Raw genomic sequence first — 13,448 nt, forward strand, 5'->3', positions numbered from 1 at the left:
TGTTCGGAGTGCGTCCATGAGGATGGCCTGAAGCCTATGTATGTGTAACTACGACGAACGTATGTTGTACATTTTTGCGGGGCGCACGATCAGCTCTCGCGGCGCCACGGTGCGCAGGCGGTCTCGCCCTGTTCCACCTCGATCAGCTCGTCCACCGGGAAGTCCAGCGCCTCGGCGCGCTCGACCAGGGCGCGGTAGGTGTCCGGGGCCAGCTCTGGGGTGCGCGAGAGAATCCACAGGTAGTCGCGGTCGGGGCCGGCGACCAGCGCCCAGTCGTAGTCGTCGGCCAGCGCCAGCACGTTGTAGCCGGCATAGAAGGGGCCGAAGAAGCTGACCTTGAGCCGACCCTGGCCGGGTTCGCCGATCGGATAGGCCTTGCCCTCGGCGACGTCGACCTCGCCGGCGTCCAGGTCGACGCCGCGGTTGATCACCCGGATGCCGCCGTCGTCGCGGCGGGCGTAGTCGGCGGTGACGCAGTCCAGGCCCTCCTCGAAGGAGTGATCGAAGCGGGCGATCTCGTACCAGCGGCCCAGATAGCGCTCGGCGTCGAAGCCGTCGACCGGCTGGGTGCCCTGGGGGATGCCGGTGCAGGCGGCGAGCCCGAGCGGCAGCAGGGCGGCGCCGAGCAGCGCCCGGCCGCGGTCGGGCAGTGAATAGCGCGGGAAACGTCGGGTGGCGGTGGGCATCCTGGCCTCCTTGGGGGTGTCCGATTCCCTGCCAGCATAGGGCCGGCGCGGCGGCGTGTCAGCCGTCGCGCCGGCCTGTTCAGCCCTGATTCAGCCCCGGTTCTGGCCCGATTCAGGCGTCGGCGGCGATGCGCTCGGCGATGGCGCGGCCCAGGCCCTCGGTGGTGCCGTGGCCCTTGAGATCCGGCGTCAGGGTCCCGGCGTCGCCCGCGGCGAGCACCGCCTCGATGGCGGCAAGGATGGCCGCGCCGGCCTCCGGTTGGCCCAGGTGCTCGAGCATCATGGCGCCGGACCAGATCTGGCCGATGGGGTTGGCGATGCCGCGTCCGGCAATGTCCGGGGCGCTGCCGTGGACCGGCTCGAACAGGCTCGGGAAGGTGCCCTCGGGGTTGATATTGGCCGAGGGGGCGACGCCGATGGTGCCGGTGCAGGCCGGGCCCAGGTCGGAGAGGATGTCGCCGAACAGGTTGCTGGCCACCACCACGTCGAACCAGTCCGGGTGCAGCACGAAGTTGGCGGTGAGGATGTCGATGTGGAACTGGTCGACCTCGACCTCCGGGTAACGCTCGCCCATGGCGGCCACGCGTGTGTCCCACCAGGGCATGGTGATGGCGATGCCGTTGGACTTGGTGGCCGAGGTCAGCTTCTTCCGTGGGCGGGTCTGGGCCAGGTCGAAGGCGTACTTCAGCACCCGGTCGACGCCGGTGCGGGTCATCACCGTCTCCTGGATCACCACCTCGCGCTCGGTGCCCTCGAACATGGTGCCGCCGACGCTGGAGTACTCGCCCTCGGTGTTCTCGCGCACCACGTAGAAGTCGATGTCGCCCGGTTTGCGACCGGCCAGCGGACTCTCGATGCCCGGCAGCAGGCGGCAGGGGCGCAGGTTGACGTACTGGTCGAACTCGCGGCGGAACTTGAGCAGCGAGCCCCACAGCGAGACGTGGTCCGGCACCGTCTCGGGCCAGCCGATGGCGCCGTAGTAGAGGGCGTCGAAGCCGACCAGGGTCGAGTGCCAGTCGTCGGGCAGCATCTGGCCGTGCTCGAGGTAGTAGTCGCAGCTGGCGAAGTCGAAGGCCTCGAAGGTCAGGTCGAGGTCGAAGCGGCGGGCGGCGGCCTCGAGGGCGCGCAGGCCCTCCGGCATGACTTCCTTGCCGATGCCGTCACCGGCGAGCACGGCGATACGCTGGGTCATGGGAACTCCTGTCGGGGAATGAGCGTTCACCCAGTCTAGCGGCGGACAGGGCGGAGATAATCGGGGTAATATTCAAGCCATTATTGAGTTCAGGTGGAGAATGCGGTGACGCCCCTCGACGATCTGGCCTTCTTCCAATGCCTCGCCCGGGCCGGCAGCCTGACCGCCACCGCCCGCGAGCTCGGGCTGTCGCTGTCGGCGGTGAGCAAGCGCCTGCAGCGGCTCGAGGCGCGCCTGGGCGTGTCGCTGGCGGCGCGCACCACCCGGCGCCTGACGCTGACCGCCGAGGGCGAGCGCTATCTGGCCCGCGGTGGGGCCATCCTCGACGATCTGACCGAGCTCGAGGAGACTCTCGGCGATCATCGCGCCGAGCTCTCCGGGCCGCTGCGCATCAACGCCACCTTCGGCTTCGGGCGCCGCCACGTGGCGCCGCTGCTGTCGGCCTTCCGCGCCCGGCATCCGCGCCTCGAGGCGAGTCTGGAGCTGACCAATTTTCCGCTCGGCCTGGCCGACCAGGGCATCGACATCGGCATCCGGGTCGGCGAGCCGCCGGACTCGCGGCTGGTGGCCCGGCGCATCCTGGCCAGCCGGCGCGTGCTGTGTGCGGCGCCGCGCTACGTGGCGACGATGCCGCCGCTCAACGAGCCGGCCGACCTGGTACGCCACTCCTGCCTGGTGCTGCGAGAGATCGCCAGCGACTACGCGGTGTGGCGATTCGAGCGCCGCGACGCGCCGAACGAGGAGCGTGCGGTGAAGGTCACCGGCCCCATGGCCAGCAACGACGGCGAGGTGATCCGCGGCCTGGCCCGGGACGGCCATGGCATCGCCCTGCGCTCCTGGTGGGACGTGCACGAGGATCTGGCGGCGGGGCGACTGGTGGAACTGCTGCCCGACTGGCAGGGCGTGCGCGCCGACTTTCATGCCGTGTATGATCGGCGCCGCCACGTCCCGCTGCGGATTCGCGCCTTCATCGCCTATCTTGAGCAGGAGATGCCGGGACGCGTCCCGGCTCGGGAGGGGCTTTTGGAAACCCGGCAAGGAGTGTCGCCACCGTGAATGTGTTGATGTTCACCAACACCTATCTGCCCATCGTCGGCGGCGTCAGCGAGTCCGTGCAGCGGCTCAAGCGCCAGCTCCAGGCCACCGGCCACAAGGTGCTGGTGGTGGCCCCGCGCCTGGAGGGACAGCCGGACTTCGAGGCCGACGTGGTACGGGTGGCGGCGGTCCAGCACTTCAACGGCAGCGACTTCTCCCTGCCGGTGCCGATTCCCGGTCAGCTGTATGACGCCATCGAGGCCTTCGAGCCGGATCTGGTGCACACCCATCACCCCTTCCTGCTCGGCGACACCGCCGCCCGGGCCGCCGAGACCTACGGCCTGCCGCTGGTGTTCACCCACCACACCCTCTACGAGCACTACACCCACTACGTGCCGGGCGACTCGCCGCGCATGCAGCGCTTCGCCGTGGCGCTGGCGACCCAGTACACCTGGCTGTGCGACGCCGTGATCGCGCCCAGCGAGAGCATCCGCGACCTGCTGCTGGCGCGCGACGGCAATCCCGAGATCCGCGTGGTGCCGAGCGGCGTGGACACGGCGCGTTTCACAGACGGCAATGGAGCCGGCTGCCGGGAAGCGCAGGGCATTCCCGAGGGCGCCTACGTGATCGGCCATCTGGGACGGCTGGCCCACGAGAAGAATCTCACGTTCCTGGCCGAGGCCGTGTGCCGGGCGCTGGGCGCCCGGCCGGAGGCCCACTTCCTGGTGGTCGGGGACGGCGATGCGGCCGAGGGTATGGCCATGGTCGCCGAGGAATGGGGCGTGGACGAGCGCGTCCACTTCACCGGCCGCCTGCAGGGCCAGGCGCTGATCGACGCCTATCACGCCATGGACGTCTTCGCTTTCGCCTCCCACAGCGAGACCCAGGGCATGGTGGTGGCCGAGGCCATGGCCGCGGGCCTGCCGGTGGTGGCGGTCGAGGCGCCGGGCGTGGTGGAGGTGGTGGCGGACGAAGAGAACGGGCGGCTGCTGGCCGAGGACGACGCCGAGGCCATGGCGGCGGCCCTCGACGAGCTCGGTGACCCGGCGCGGCGCCTGCCGCTGCATCACGGTGCCCTGGCCACCGCCGCGGACTACGACGAGCGCCTGTGCGCCGAGCGCTGCCTGGCCGTCTACCGGCGGGCGATCGCCAGCGGCGGGCCCTTCACCCACGCCGACGACGGCGGCTGGGATCGCGTGCGCGGCCGGCTGGGCGCGGAATGGCAGATGCTGCGCTATCGCGGGCGGATCCTGCGCCACCTGGTGCAGGAGGAGTGGGAGCAGGAACGGCCCTCCTGGTGGCCCGGCAACCGCTCCGACGAGCCCGAACTGCCCTCGAAATGAGCTGCCCTCCAAGTGAATTGCCTTCCAGACTGGCGGCCTCGACTCGGGCCGCCCGGCCCAGGCCTCAGCGCCGCCGGCGGCGTTCGGCCCAGCGCTTGAGCCCGTAGAGCAGCGCCACGCCCAGCACCAGCCCGCCGAGGGCCATGACCACGTCCTTGCGGCTGTCGGCGGCGGCCAGCTCGCCGAGCTGGCTGCCGAGCAGCGTCACGCCGGCGAGCCCCGGCAGGATGCCCAGGGTCGAGCCGATCATGTAGTCGCGAAAGCGCAGGTGGAAGGCCCCGGCCATCATGTTGGTCAGGGTGAAGGGCGCCAGCGGCAGCAGGTTCACCAGCGTCATGGTGCGGATGCCGCGCCCCGAGAGGTAGCGCGACAGGCCCTTGAGGCGCTGGCCGCCGTGGCGCAGCAGGGCGTCGCGACCGAGCTTGCGGCCCACCCACCAGGTCAGCACCGAGGCGGCGAGGGTGCCGGCCAGCGCGTAGCCGAAGCCCCACCAGGGGCCGAACAGCAGCCCGGTCAGCGCCACCAGCAGGCTCAGCGGGAACATCACCAGCGAGGCGCCGGCGTAGACCGCCATCACCACCAGCACCGCCCAGGGCGCGTCGCGCCAGGCCACCGAGCCCTTGGCCAGCGCCATCAGGCTGTCGACGGTGAGCAGGTCCTGCATGGCCAGCCACTGCCACAGCAGGCCCAGGACGACGAGAAGGGTGAGGGTCAGGGCGACGACGCCGAGGGATCGGGACATGGGGCAGGGGTTCCTGGTCAGCTCAGGCCACAGCATACGGCAGTGACGCCATGGCCCAAAGCCTCGTGCCGCCCCGCCGCGGCTCGTGAGCGTCGGCGGGGCGGCGCATCGACGCCTCAGCCCTGGCGCGCCAGCACCCGCAGGCGGGACTCGCACAGGTCGAGGTCCAGGTAGGTGCCCTGGAGATGGCGACGGCCGCTCTCCGGATTGAAGGCGAGGCGCCCGTGCAGCACCCGGCGGTTGTCGAAGGCGACCATCTGGCCCGGGGCCAGGGCGAATTCGAGCCGGTTGTCCGGGTCCTGGGTCAGCTGCCAGAAGGCGCGGTAGGCGTCGTACCAGGCGTCGATCTGCTCCAGCGGCAGGCGCAGGGTGTCGCGGATCCAGTTGTTGAGGCGCACCTCGGTGACGTTCCCGGCCGTATCGAGCGACAGCAGCGGGGCGGTCAGCACGATGTCGTGCTCCTCGTCCTGGAAGCGGAAGTCGATCGGCGTCTCGGCGAGGCGGCGAAACGCCTCGGGATCCTGGCGGCGCAGCTTCTCGGCTGCGGCGAAGCCGTCGACGAAGGTCGACTCGCCGCCCTCGGCGTCGTTCTCCAGGCAGTAGAGCAGCTGGATGTCCGGCGGATGGCGCCAGTTCGGCAGGTCGGTGTGCAGCGCCAGGCCGATGGCGGTGTAGGCGGCGTTGTTGGGGTTGGGCTTGGAACGCACGTCGAAGCGGGCGCCGAAGTTGGTGGCGCGCAGCGGGCCGATGCGACCGGCCAGGCGGCTGACCTCCTCGTCGGCCAGCGGGCCGTCCTCGAGCAGCACCAGGCCGTCGCGCAGCAGGGCGGTCAGCCAGGCGCGCTCGCCCTCGGTGCCGGCCACGAAGTCGGCGTGGGCGACGCGCACGGGGCGGAAGTCCTCGCGCCAGGGCCGGCGGGTCGGCACGGCATCCGGGCGTGTCTGGCCGGGGCGGCGCTGTTGCAGCCAGCCGGCGTCGAAGCGGCTGACGTGGCCGTCGGCCCAGGTCAGCGTCAGGTTGCCGTCCTCGAGGCGCACCTCGGGCGTGTCCGGCACCTCGAGGCCCATGTAGAGGCGCTCGCGGGTCATCGGATGGCGGCACTCGGCGCAGGCGCAGTGGTCGCGCAGCCAGGTCAGCGGGAAGGCGGCGCGTTCGCCGTCTTCCCAGGACAGGGTCAGGCGGGCGCCGGCGGCACTGGCCTCGACCAGGCCGGGGCCGCCGGCGTGGTCGTCGAGTTCGGCCATGGGCACGCTGGGGCGCGCCTCGGCGGTCGGCGTATCGGTCATGATCGGCTCCTTCATCGTTAATGCGCTAATGGTGACGGCTGGGCGGAGGCGCGACAAACGATTAATCTGGCGCCTATGACCCCAAAAAATTTATGTCAGACTTTTCCATGAAGCCCCTTCCTCCCCTGCTGTGGCTGCAGGCCTTCGAGGCCGCCGCCCGCACACTGAGCTTCACCGCCGCCGGCCACGAGCTCGGTGTCACCCAGGCCGCGATCAGCCAGCGCATTCGCCTGCTCGAGGATCGCCTGGGCCAGCGACTGTTCGTGCGTCATCCGCGCAGCCTGAGCCTGACCCCGGCGGGCCAGGCCTGGCTGCCGAGCCTGCAGGACGCCTTCACGCGGCTGGCCGAGGGCACCCGGGAGGTGTTCGGCGAGCCCGGCGAGTCGCCGGTGACCCTGCGCACCACGCCGGTGGTGCAGCAGAACTGGCTGGCCCCGCGGGTGGCGGCCTTCCGCGAGGCGCATTCCGAGATCGCGCTGCGCCTGGTCAGCGCCATCTGGCCGGACGACTTCGGCCCCGAGGGCGCCGATCTGGAGATCCGCTACGGCCGCGGCGACTGGCCGGGTGTGGAGGCGCTGTCGCTGGGTCAGGCGGTGATGGTGCCGGTATGCGCGCCGGCGCTGGCCGAGCGTTTCGCCACGCCGGCGGACCTGGCCGGCCATACCCTGCTGCATGCGGTGGGCTTCGCGGTGGGCTGGCCGGCCTGGCTGGAGGCGGTGGGCGCCGCGGGGCTGGAATCGCGCTGTGCCGCGCTGTCCTGCGACAACCAGATGATGACCCTGGCGCTGGCGGCCCGCGGCGCGGGCATCGCGCTGACCCATCGGCGGCTGATCGAGGAGCGCGACGACCTGGCGGTGGCCCTCGAGCTCCCGGTGGAGAGCGATGAGGGCTTCTGGCTGGTGCGCCCGGCCCGACGCCAGCCGCGCCCGGAGGCCGAGCGACTGTGGGGCTGGCTGGCGCAGGGGCTGGACGATTAAGCACCGTATTGCCGACTGACTCGGCAGGCCGAGAGGTACGCTAGTCTTGAACGGGGAGCTTAAGCAAGGCTTAAGACATCGCCCGGACAATGGCCGTACGAGTCGCGACCGGGACAGGCAAAGGAGAGGCGCATGCGCGTGCTGCTGGTGGAGGACGACCCGCTGCTGGGCGATGGCATCAAGACCGCGCTGCAGCGCGAGGGCTATGCCGTCGACTGGCTGGACAACGGCCGCGAGGCGATGGCGGCGGCCCGCTACGACGATTTCTCGGTGGTGGTGCTCGACCTGGGCCTGCCCGACGTCGACGGCATGAAGGTGCTCAAGGCGGTGCGTGGCCGCGGCTCGCTGCCGGTGCTGATCCTCACCGCCCGTGACGACATCGACTCGCGCCTGGCCGGGCTCGACGGCGGCGCCGACGACTACGTGCTCAAGCCCTTCGACCTCGCCGAGCTGCTGGCCCGCCTGCGGGTGGTGATGCGACGCGCCGAGGGCCGGGCCTCGCAGTTCCTCGACGTGGGCGAGCTGCGCATCGATGAGGCCCGCCATCGGGTGGTCTGGCAGGGCGAGGAGATGCCCCTGACGCGCCGCGAGTACGCGCTGCTGCTGGAGCTGGCGCGCCACGCCGACCGGGTGATGACCCGGCCGCGGCTGGAGAACCTGCTCTACGGCTGGGAGGAGGAAGTGGCCTCCAACGCCGTGGAAGTGCATGTTCATCATCTGCGCAAGAAGTTCCACAAGGGCCTGATCACCACCATCCGGGGCGTCGGCTATCGGCTGAACGCCGGTGATGCATGAGGTCGATTCGCCGCTACCTGAGCCGCACCCTGGCGCTGGTCCTCGCCGGGGTGACGCTGCTGGTCGTCACCGCCGCCTACCTGATCACCGCCCACGAGACCGAGGAGATCCTCGACGCCCAGCTCAGCCTGCAGAACCGGGTGGTGGCCAGCCTGATCGGTCCGGATGCCTCCGAGGCGACCTATCGTCGGATCGCCGAGCGCATGAGCCATCCGAAGCGCCTCGCGAGCTTCCATCCGGATGGCGAGGCGCCGCTCGAGGCCGCCGGCCGGGGGGCGGCGCTCTATCATCACGAGGAACGCGAGCTGTCGCTGGGCTTCTGGCACCGCGACGGCCGCCCGTACCTGACGGGCGCGCCCTGGAGCGGGGCCGGGCCCTTCCCGCCGCCCGAGGAGCAGGGTTACGCCTGGGCCGAGTACGACGGCGGCCGCTGGCGGGTGTTCTCGATGTTCGACGAGGACAGCGGGCTGTGGATCCGCTCCGGGGTCAGCATCGAGTTCATGCACGAGCTCGAGCGCAAGGTGGCGCTCGGCAACCTGGTGCCGATGCTGCTGGCACTGCCGCTGCTGCTGGTCGCCACGGGCTGGATCGTGCGCCGGGGGCTGATCCCGATCGGCACCCTGTCGCGGGAAGTGGCCGGCCGCGACGACCGCGACCTGGCCTTCATCGACGTCGGCGTGCCCCGCGAGCTGTCGGGGCTGCGCGAGGCCCTCAACGACTTCATCGCTCGCTTGCGCGAGACCCTCGAGCGCGAACGGCGCTTCACCGCCGATGCCGCCCATGAGCTGCGCACGCCCCTGGCCGGGCTGAAGATCCACCTCGACAACGCCCGGGCCGGCGAGCGGGACTCGCTGGACAAGGCCTGTCGCGGCGTGGAACGGCTGCAGCGGGTGGTCGAGCAGCTGCTGGTGCTGGCGCGGCTGGACCGCCGCGAGGCCCGCGAGACCCGCGACATCGATCTCTATCCGCTGGTGCTCGAGCTGGTCGCCGAGCTGTGGCCCTGGGCCCAGGCCCGGCATCAGGAGATGACCCTGCACGGCGTTCAGGCGCTGTGGGTGCGTGCCGATCCGGTGGAGGCGGGCATCCTGATCCGCAACCTGCTGGACAACGCCCTGCGCTACACGCCGGAGCACGGCGAGGTGGCGATCACGCTCTCCGAGACCGCCGACAGCGCCGTGCTGGCGGTGCGCGACAGCGGCCCGGGCATTCCCGAGGAGGCGCTGGCCACCATCACCGAACGCTTCCGGCGCGCCGCGGACCAGCGCACCACCGGCAGCGGCCTGGGGCTCGCGATCGTGCAGCAGCTGGCCGAGCGCCAGCAGGCCGGACTGACGCTGCGCAACTGCCATCCGCACGGCCTCGAGGCCGCGCTGCGCTGGCCGGCCCGGCCGCCGGCGCTTGCCCGCCCGGGGGCGGCGAGAACGGACGCGGCAGAGCGTAGAGGTCAGTCGGAGGACGGCGAGTGCCAGGACAGCGGATCGAGGCGGAAGTAGCGGCCGAGCAGGCCGTAGAGCTCGGGATAGGCGGCGTCCAGCGCCGCGGGGGCGGCGAAGAAGGTCTCGCAGCTCACCGCGAAGCACTCGCCCGGGTGGCTGGCGGCGTAGTCGTCGATGGGCGTGGCCTCGCCGCGGGCGAGATGCGCCTGGAGGTCGTCCCACACGGTGGTGAACACGCGATGCCAGTCCTGCGCGGCCATGTCGGCAGGCAGCGGCGGGAAGCCGTCGGCGTCCAGCGAGTTGGCCATGTCGAGCTTGTGGGCCAGCTCGTGGATCACCACGTTGAAGCCGTCGAGCCGGCCGCTTTCCATCAGGTCCGGGTAGGCGACCACCACCGGCCCCTGGTGGGAGGTCTCGCCGGCGCGCTCGTCGTCGTATTCGTGCATCACCCCGAATTCGTCCATCTCCTCCACCCGGCGATGAAAGGCGTCGGGCACGATCAGGATCTCGTGCAGGCCGGCGAAGGCCTCGCGGTGGGTGGCGTCGTCCCAGCCCAGGGTCAGCAGGCAGCCCTGGGCGGCGATGGCCAGCCGCGCCGGCACGTCGAAGTCGATCACCGGGTCGAGCTCGGGATGGCGGCTCAGCCGCTTGGCATGGGCGAAGCGCCAGGCGCGATGGCCGAGGCGCTCGGCGGCGGCGTCGGGCAGGGCGGCGAGCAGCGGCAGCCGTGCCCGGGCCTCTTGCCACTCGGCCTCGGGGAAGGGGTGGCGGGCCTCGAAGCGGGCCGCCCGCCAGCGCCTCAGGCGCTCCAGCACGGCCTCAGCTCTCGTCCACGTCGCGGCCCGCGGATGGCCGGCCCCCGGACTTCCACGACCAGTCGCGCAGGCGCAGGTCGAACAGGTCCTGGCGGCGATCCTTGAGGTTGGTCACCGAGCCCTCGTTGCGCACCACGGTGAGCCGGGTCAGGTCCAGGTCCGAGAACATGATCATCTCGGTGTTGGGCGTGGTCTCGGCCAGCACGGCGTCGTGGGGGAAGGAGAAGTCCGAGGGCGAGAACACCGAGGACTGGGCGTACTGGATGTCGAGGTTCTCGATCGAGGGCACGTTGCCGACGCTGCCGCACAGCACCACGTAGCATTCGTTCTCGATGGCCCGGGCCTGGGCGCAGTGGCGCACCCGCAGGTAACCGTTCTTGGTGTCGGTCCAGAAGGGCACGAACAGGATGTCCATGTCCTGTTCGGCCAGCAGCCGCGAGAGCTCGGGGAATTCGACGTCGTAGCAGATCTGGATACCGACCCGACCGGCGTCGGTCTCGAACACCTGCAGTTCGTCGCCGCCCTCGATCACCCAGTCGCGGCGCTCCTGGGGGGTGATGTGCAGCTTGGCCTGGCGCTCGACGGAGCCGTCGCGGTGGCAGAGGTAGGCGACGTTGTAGAGCCGGTCCTCCTCGCCGAACTCGATCATCGAGCCGGCCACGATGTTGATGTTGTAGGCCACGGCCATGCGCGACAGCTCGGTCTTGAAGCGCTCGGTGAAGCCGGCCAGGAAGCGGATGGCGGCGATCTGGTCCTGCTGGGCGGCGCGGTCCTGCAGGCCCATCAGCGGGGCGTTGAACAGCTCCGGGAAGACCGCGAAGTCGCTCTGGTAGTCGGCCAGGGCGTCGACGAAGTACTCGACCTGCTGCAGCACCGCCTCCACCGAGTCGAACTCGCGCATCTGCCACTGCACGGCGCCGACCCGCACCTGGGTGCGGCGGCTCTCGAGCACCCGCTCGGCGGGTTCGAACAGGATGTTGTTCCACTCGAGCAGAGTCGCGTAGCCCTGGGACTTCTCGTCCTCGGGCAGGTACTTGCGCAGCAGGCGCTTGACCTGGAAGTCGTTGGCCAGCTGGAACGACAGGATGGGGTCGTGGATCTCCTTGCGCGCCACCTTGTCGATGTACTCCGCCGGCGAGAGCTCGTCGGCGTACTGGTGGTACTGGGGGATGCGGCCGCCGGCGAGGATCGCCCGCATGTTCATCGAGCGACACAGGTCCTTGCGCGCCTCGTAGAGCCGCCGGCCCAGGCGATAGCCGCGATAGTCCGGATGGATCAGCACGTCGAGGCCGTACATGGCGTCGCCCTCGGCGTCGTTGAGGATGATCTCGCGCTGGCCGATCAGGTCGTCGTACTGGTGAGGGTTGGAGAACTCGTCGTAGTCGACCTGCACGGTCAGGGCCACGCCGACCAGCCGGCCGTCGTCCTCGATGGCGATCTGGCCGTCCGGGAATTCCTCGATCAGCTTGTCGATGGTGTGCTCGGGCCAGGCGCCGCCGATGTCGTGATAGACGGCGTCCATCAGCGTCTTGAGCTGCGGGTAGTCGTCCTGCGTCAGGTTGCGCAGATTGAGATGCAGATCATCGAGGGACATGCCGCGGACTCTCCGGTCGGGGAACGAAAGCCGCAGTTTAGCAGCCTCTTGCCCTCGGGCCGACAGGCGTAGTGGGGATCAGGCGCCGCCGGTAAGAGTGGGCGATACCGCGCTTCAGCGCTCCCGGCATGGCCCGAGACGTCGTGGCGCGCAGACACTTTCCTGCACGGTCAGCGCAGCTGGCTGTCCTTGCTGCCTCGGCGATTGAAGCCGCCGCCCGGGTCCTGGCGCCTGTCGCGCTCGGCCTGGCAGGCGAGGCACAGCCGCACGCCAGGCACCGCCTGGCGCCGTGCCTCGGGGATCGGGTCGCCGCATTCGTCGCATTCATGGGCGCTCTCGCCGCGGGGGATCGCGCGCCGGGCGCGCTCCAGCTCGTCCTGCACGCTGTCGTCGATCTGCTGCTGGACGTCGCCGTCCTTCGACCAGCCTCCGGCCATCTCCGCCGTCCTCCGTGGTTGTTGTGATGTTGTGATGTTGTGATTTCATCCTAGGGCCTGTGCGGGCCGCGTCCAGCGTGTCCGGCCGGGATCGACTAGCCCGTTCGCCGGGCCGCCTCGCGGCTGACCAGCGGCCGGGTCAGGGTCTGGGCCATCACCACGCCGGCCAGTATCAGGGCGCCGCCCAGGAAGTGGAAGCTGGAGACGGTCTCGCCCAGTGCGAGCATGGCGATGATGGCGCTGAACAGCGGCATCAGGTTGATGAAGATGCTCGAACGGTTGGCGCCGATGCGGCGGATGGCGTGCATCCACAGGTAGGTGGTGACGATGGAGGCGGGGATCCCGGCGTAGACGATCAGGCCGAGGTTGTCGGCGCTGACCGGCGTCATCGGTCCCGCCAGGTAGGGTGGCAGCAGCAGGAGCACGGCGAAGACCACCTGGGCGTAGAGCAGCACCCAGGGTGGCAGGTCGATCGTCCAGCGTTTGAGCATCACGCCGTAGAGCGCATAGCAGGTCGCGGCCACCACCATCAGGGCGTCGCCCGTGGCGACCTCGAGGTCGAGCAGCGACAGCGGGTCGCCCTGGCCCAGCAGCACGCTGACGCCGACCAGCGCCAGCACCCCGCCGGCCACGCCGCCGAGGCTGGGCGGTTCGCGCAGGATCAGCGCACTGAGCAGCACCGTGATCAGCGGCACCATGGCGGCCAGGATGCCCATGTTGGTGGCCGAGGTGGTCTCGGCGGCCACGTAGGCCAGGCCCTGCCACAGCCCCATGCCCAGCAGGCCCAGCGTCGCCAGTTTCGGCCATTCGCGGCGGATGATGGCGCGATGGCGCCAGGCGGCGGAGGCGACGAAGGGCGTCATCACCGCCAGCGCCAGCAGCCAGCGCAGGAAGGCGATGCTGCTGGGGGCGATGGCGCCGACGGTCAGCTGGTTGATGGTCATGTTGCCCGACCAGATCAGCACGGCGCCGAGCGGCAGCAGGAAGACGAACGGTGACATGGCATCCTCGCGTCGATGAAAGGGCGGTCGTGAGCGGCCTGAAGATGAGCCTTCGATAATAAGGCCGTCGACGGCAGGGGACCAGACGCGAGCCGCCCCCTGGGTCGGC

General features: G+C 70.5%; 13 protein-coding genes. 5 read left to right on the top strand and 8 right to left on the bottom strand.

The features are described 5' to 3' along the window. Nucleotides 1-89 precede the first annotated feature (89 nt). Both QWG60_RS02970 and QWG60_RS02975 read right to left on the bottom strand, forming a co-directional pair. Nucleotides 90-686 (bottom strand): lipocalin family protein, encoded by a 597-nt coding sequence (locus tag QWG60_RS02970; protein ID WP_046079416.1) that lies wholly within the window; start codon nt 684-686, stop codon nt 90-92. Between the two features lie 112 nt (nt 687-798). Beyond that, on the bottom strand, nt 799-1,878 hold the full coding sequence (locus QWG60_RS02975; RefSeq protein ID WP_107181265.1) for a tartrate dehydrogenase: 1,080 nt from the start codon (nt 1,876-1,878) through the stop codon (nt 799-801). A 105-nt stretch (nt 1,879-1,983) separates the two neighbouring features. Here QWG60_RS02975 and QWG60_RS02980 point away from each other — a divergent pair, with 105 nt between their 5' ends. Both QWG60_RS02980 and QWG60_RS02985 read left to right on the top strand, forming a co-directional pair. After that, entirely contained in the window at nt 1,984-2,934 is a 951-nt protein-coding gene (locus QWG60_RS02980) for a LysR family transcriptional regulator (RefSeq protein WP_146907627.1), read from the top strand. After that, complete coding sequence (locus QWG60_RS02985) at nt 2,931-4,256, top strand: glycosyltransferase (protein ID WP_107181264.1); 1,326 nt, start codon at nt 2,931-2,933, stop codon at nt 4,254-4,256. The genes QWG60_RS02980 and QWG60_RS02985 overlap by 4 nt, the downstream gene beginning before the upstream one ends. Before the next feature lie 64 nt (nt 4,257-4,320). Here QWG60_RS02985 and QWG60_RS02990 read toward each other — a convergent pair whose 3' ends face one another. Both QWG60_RS02990 and QWG60_RS02995 read right to left on the bottom strand, forming a co-directional pair. Then, nucleotides 4,321-4,998, bottom strand: a complete 678-nt coding sequence (locus QWG60_RS02990) for a TVP38/TMEM64 family protein (RefSeq protein WP_035593688.1) — start codon at nt 4,996-4,998, stop codon at nt 4,321-4,323. 116 nt (nt 4,999-5,114) lie between these two features. Continuing rightward, the gene (locus tag QWG60_RS02995; RefSeq protein ID WP_146907625.1) at nt 5,115-6,284 is read right to left on the bottom strand and encodes a TauD/TfdA family dioxygenase; all 1,170 of its coding nucleotides are present in this window, start codon (nt 6,282-6,284) and stop codon (nt 5,115-5,117) included. A 107-nt stretch (nt 6,285-6,391) separates the two neighbouring features. Between QWG60_RS02995 and QWG60_RS03000 the strand changes: the two genes are divergently transcribed. The 3 genes from QWG60_RS03000 to QWG60_RS03010 all read left to right on the top strand — a co-directional run bounded on the left by QWG60_RS03000 (nt 6,392) and on the right by QWG60_RS03010 (nt 9,549). Then, nucleotides 6,392-7,261 (top strand): LysR substrate-binding domain-containing protein, encoded by an 870-nt coding sequence (locus QWG60_RS03000; protein WP_146907623.1) that lies wholly within the window; start codon nt 6,392-6,394, stop codon nt 7,259-7,261. A 132-nt stretch (nt 7,262-7,393) separates the two neighbouring features. Beyond that, nucleotides 7,394-8,056, top strand: coding sequence for a response regulator (locus tag QWG60_RS03005; RefSeq protein WP_146907621.1), 663 nt, complete (start codon nt 7,394-7,396; stop codon nt 8,054-8,056). After that, nucleotides 8,053-9,549: an ATP-binding protein gene (locus tag QWG60_RS03010; protein ID WP_146907619.1), complete on the top strand. Its 1,497-nt coding sequence runs from the start codon at nt 8,053-8,055 to the stop codon at nt 9,547-9,549. The genes QWG60_RS03005 and QWG60_RS03010 overlap by 4 nt, the downstream gene beginning before the upstream one ends. On the opposite strand, the gene QWG60_RS03015 is transcribed toward QWG60_RS03010, so the two are convergent. From QWG60_RS03015 to QWG60_RS03030, 4 genes are all read right to left on the bottom strand, one after another. Continuing rightward, a complete protein-coding gene (locus QWG60_RS03015; RefSeq protein WP_146907617.1) occupies nt 9,501-10,307 on the bottom strand; it encodes a M90 family metallopeptidase in 807 nt (268 codons plus the stop codon). The genes QWG60_RS03010 and QWG60_RS03015 overlap by 49 nt on opposite strands. Before the next feature lie 4 nt (nt 10,308-10,311). Continuing rightward, complete coding sequence (locus QWG60_RS03020; RefSeq protein WP_035593681.1) at nt 10,312-11,901, bottom strand: bifunctional GNAT family N-acetyltransferase/carbon-nitrogen hydrolase family protein; 1,590 nt, start codon at nt 11,899-11,901, stop codon at nt 10,312-10,314. A gap of 170 nt (nt 11,902-12,071) precedes the next feature. Next, nucleotides 12,072-12,338, bottom strand: coding sequence for a DksA/TraR family C4-type zinc finger protein (locus QWG60_RS03025; RefSeq protein ID WP_146907615.1), 267 nt, complete (start codon nt 12,336-12,338; stop codon nt 12,072-12,074). 95 nt (nt 12,339-12,433) lie between these two features. Continuing rightward, entirely contained in the window at nt 12,434-13,339 is a 906-nt protein-coding gene (locus tag QWG60_RS03030; protein ID WP_146907613.1) for a DMT family transporter, read from the bottom strand. Between the last annotated feature and the right edge of the window lie 109 nt (nt 13,340-13,448).

The organism is Halomonas halophila (assembly GCF_030406665.1).
GTDB lineage: Bacteria > Pseudomonadota > Gammaproteobacteria > Pseudomonadales > Halomonadaceae > Halomonas > Halomonas halophila.

Coding starts and splice junctions, on each gene's coding strand:
- QWG60_RS02970 (WP_046079416.1), bottom strand. CDS start 686: ATGCCCACCGCCACCCGACGTTTCCCGCGCTATTCACTGCCCGACCGC.
- QWG60_RS02975 (WP_107181265.1), bottom strand. CDS start 1,878: ATGACCCAGCGTATCGCCGTGCTCGCCGGTGACGGCATCGGCAAGGAA.
- QWG60_RS02990 (WP_035593688.1), bottom strand. CDS start 4,998: ATGTCCCGATCCCTCGGCGTCGTCGCCCTGACCCTCACCCTTCTCGTC.
- QWG60_RS02995 (WP_146907625.1), bottom strand. CDS start 6,284: ATGACCGATACGCCGACCGCCGAGGCGCGCCCCAGCGTGCCCATGGCC.
- QWG60_RS03000 (WP_146907623.1), top strand. CDS start 6,392: ATGAAGCCCCTTCCTCCCCTGCTGTGGCTGCAGGCCTTCGAGGCCGCC.
- QWG60_RS03005 (WP_146907621.1), top strand. CDS start 7,394: ATGCGCGTGCTGCTGGTGGAGGACGACCCGCTGCTGGGCGATGGCATC.
- QWG60_RS03010 (WP_146907619.1), top strand. CDS start 8,053: ATGAGGTCGATTCGCCGCTACCTGAGCCGCACCCTGGCGCTGGTCCTC.
- QWG60_RS03020 (WP_035593681.1), bottom strand. CDS start 11,901: ATGTCCCTCGATGATCTGCATCTCAATCTGCGCAACCTGACGCAGGAC.
- QWG60_RS03025 (WP_146907615.1), bottom strand. CDS start 12,338: ATGGCCGGAGGCTGGTCGAAGGACGGCGACGTCCAGCAGCAGATCGAC.
- QWG60_RS03030 (WP_146907613.1), bottom strand. CDS start 13,339: ATGTCACCGTTCGTCTTCCTGCTGCCGCTCGGCGCCGTGCTGATCTGG.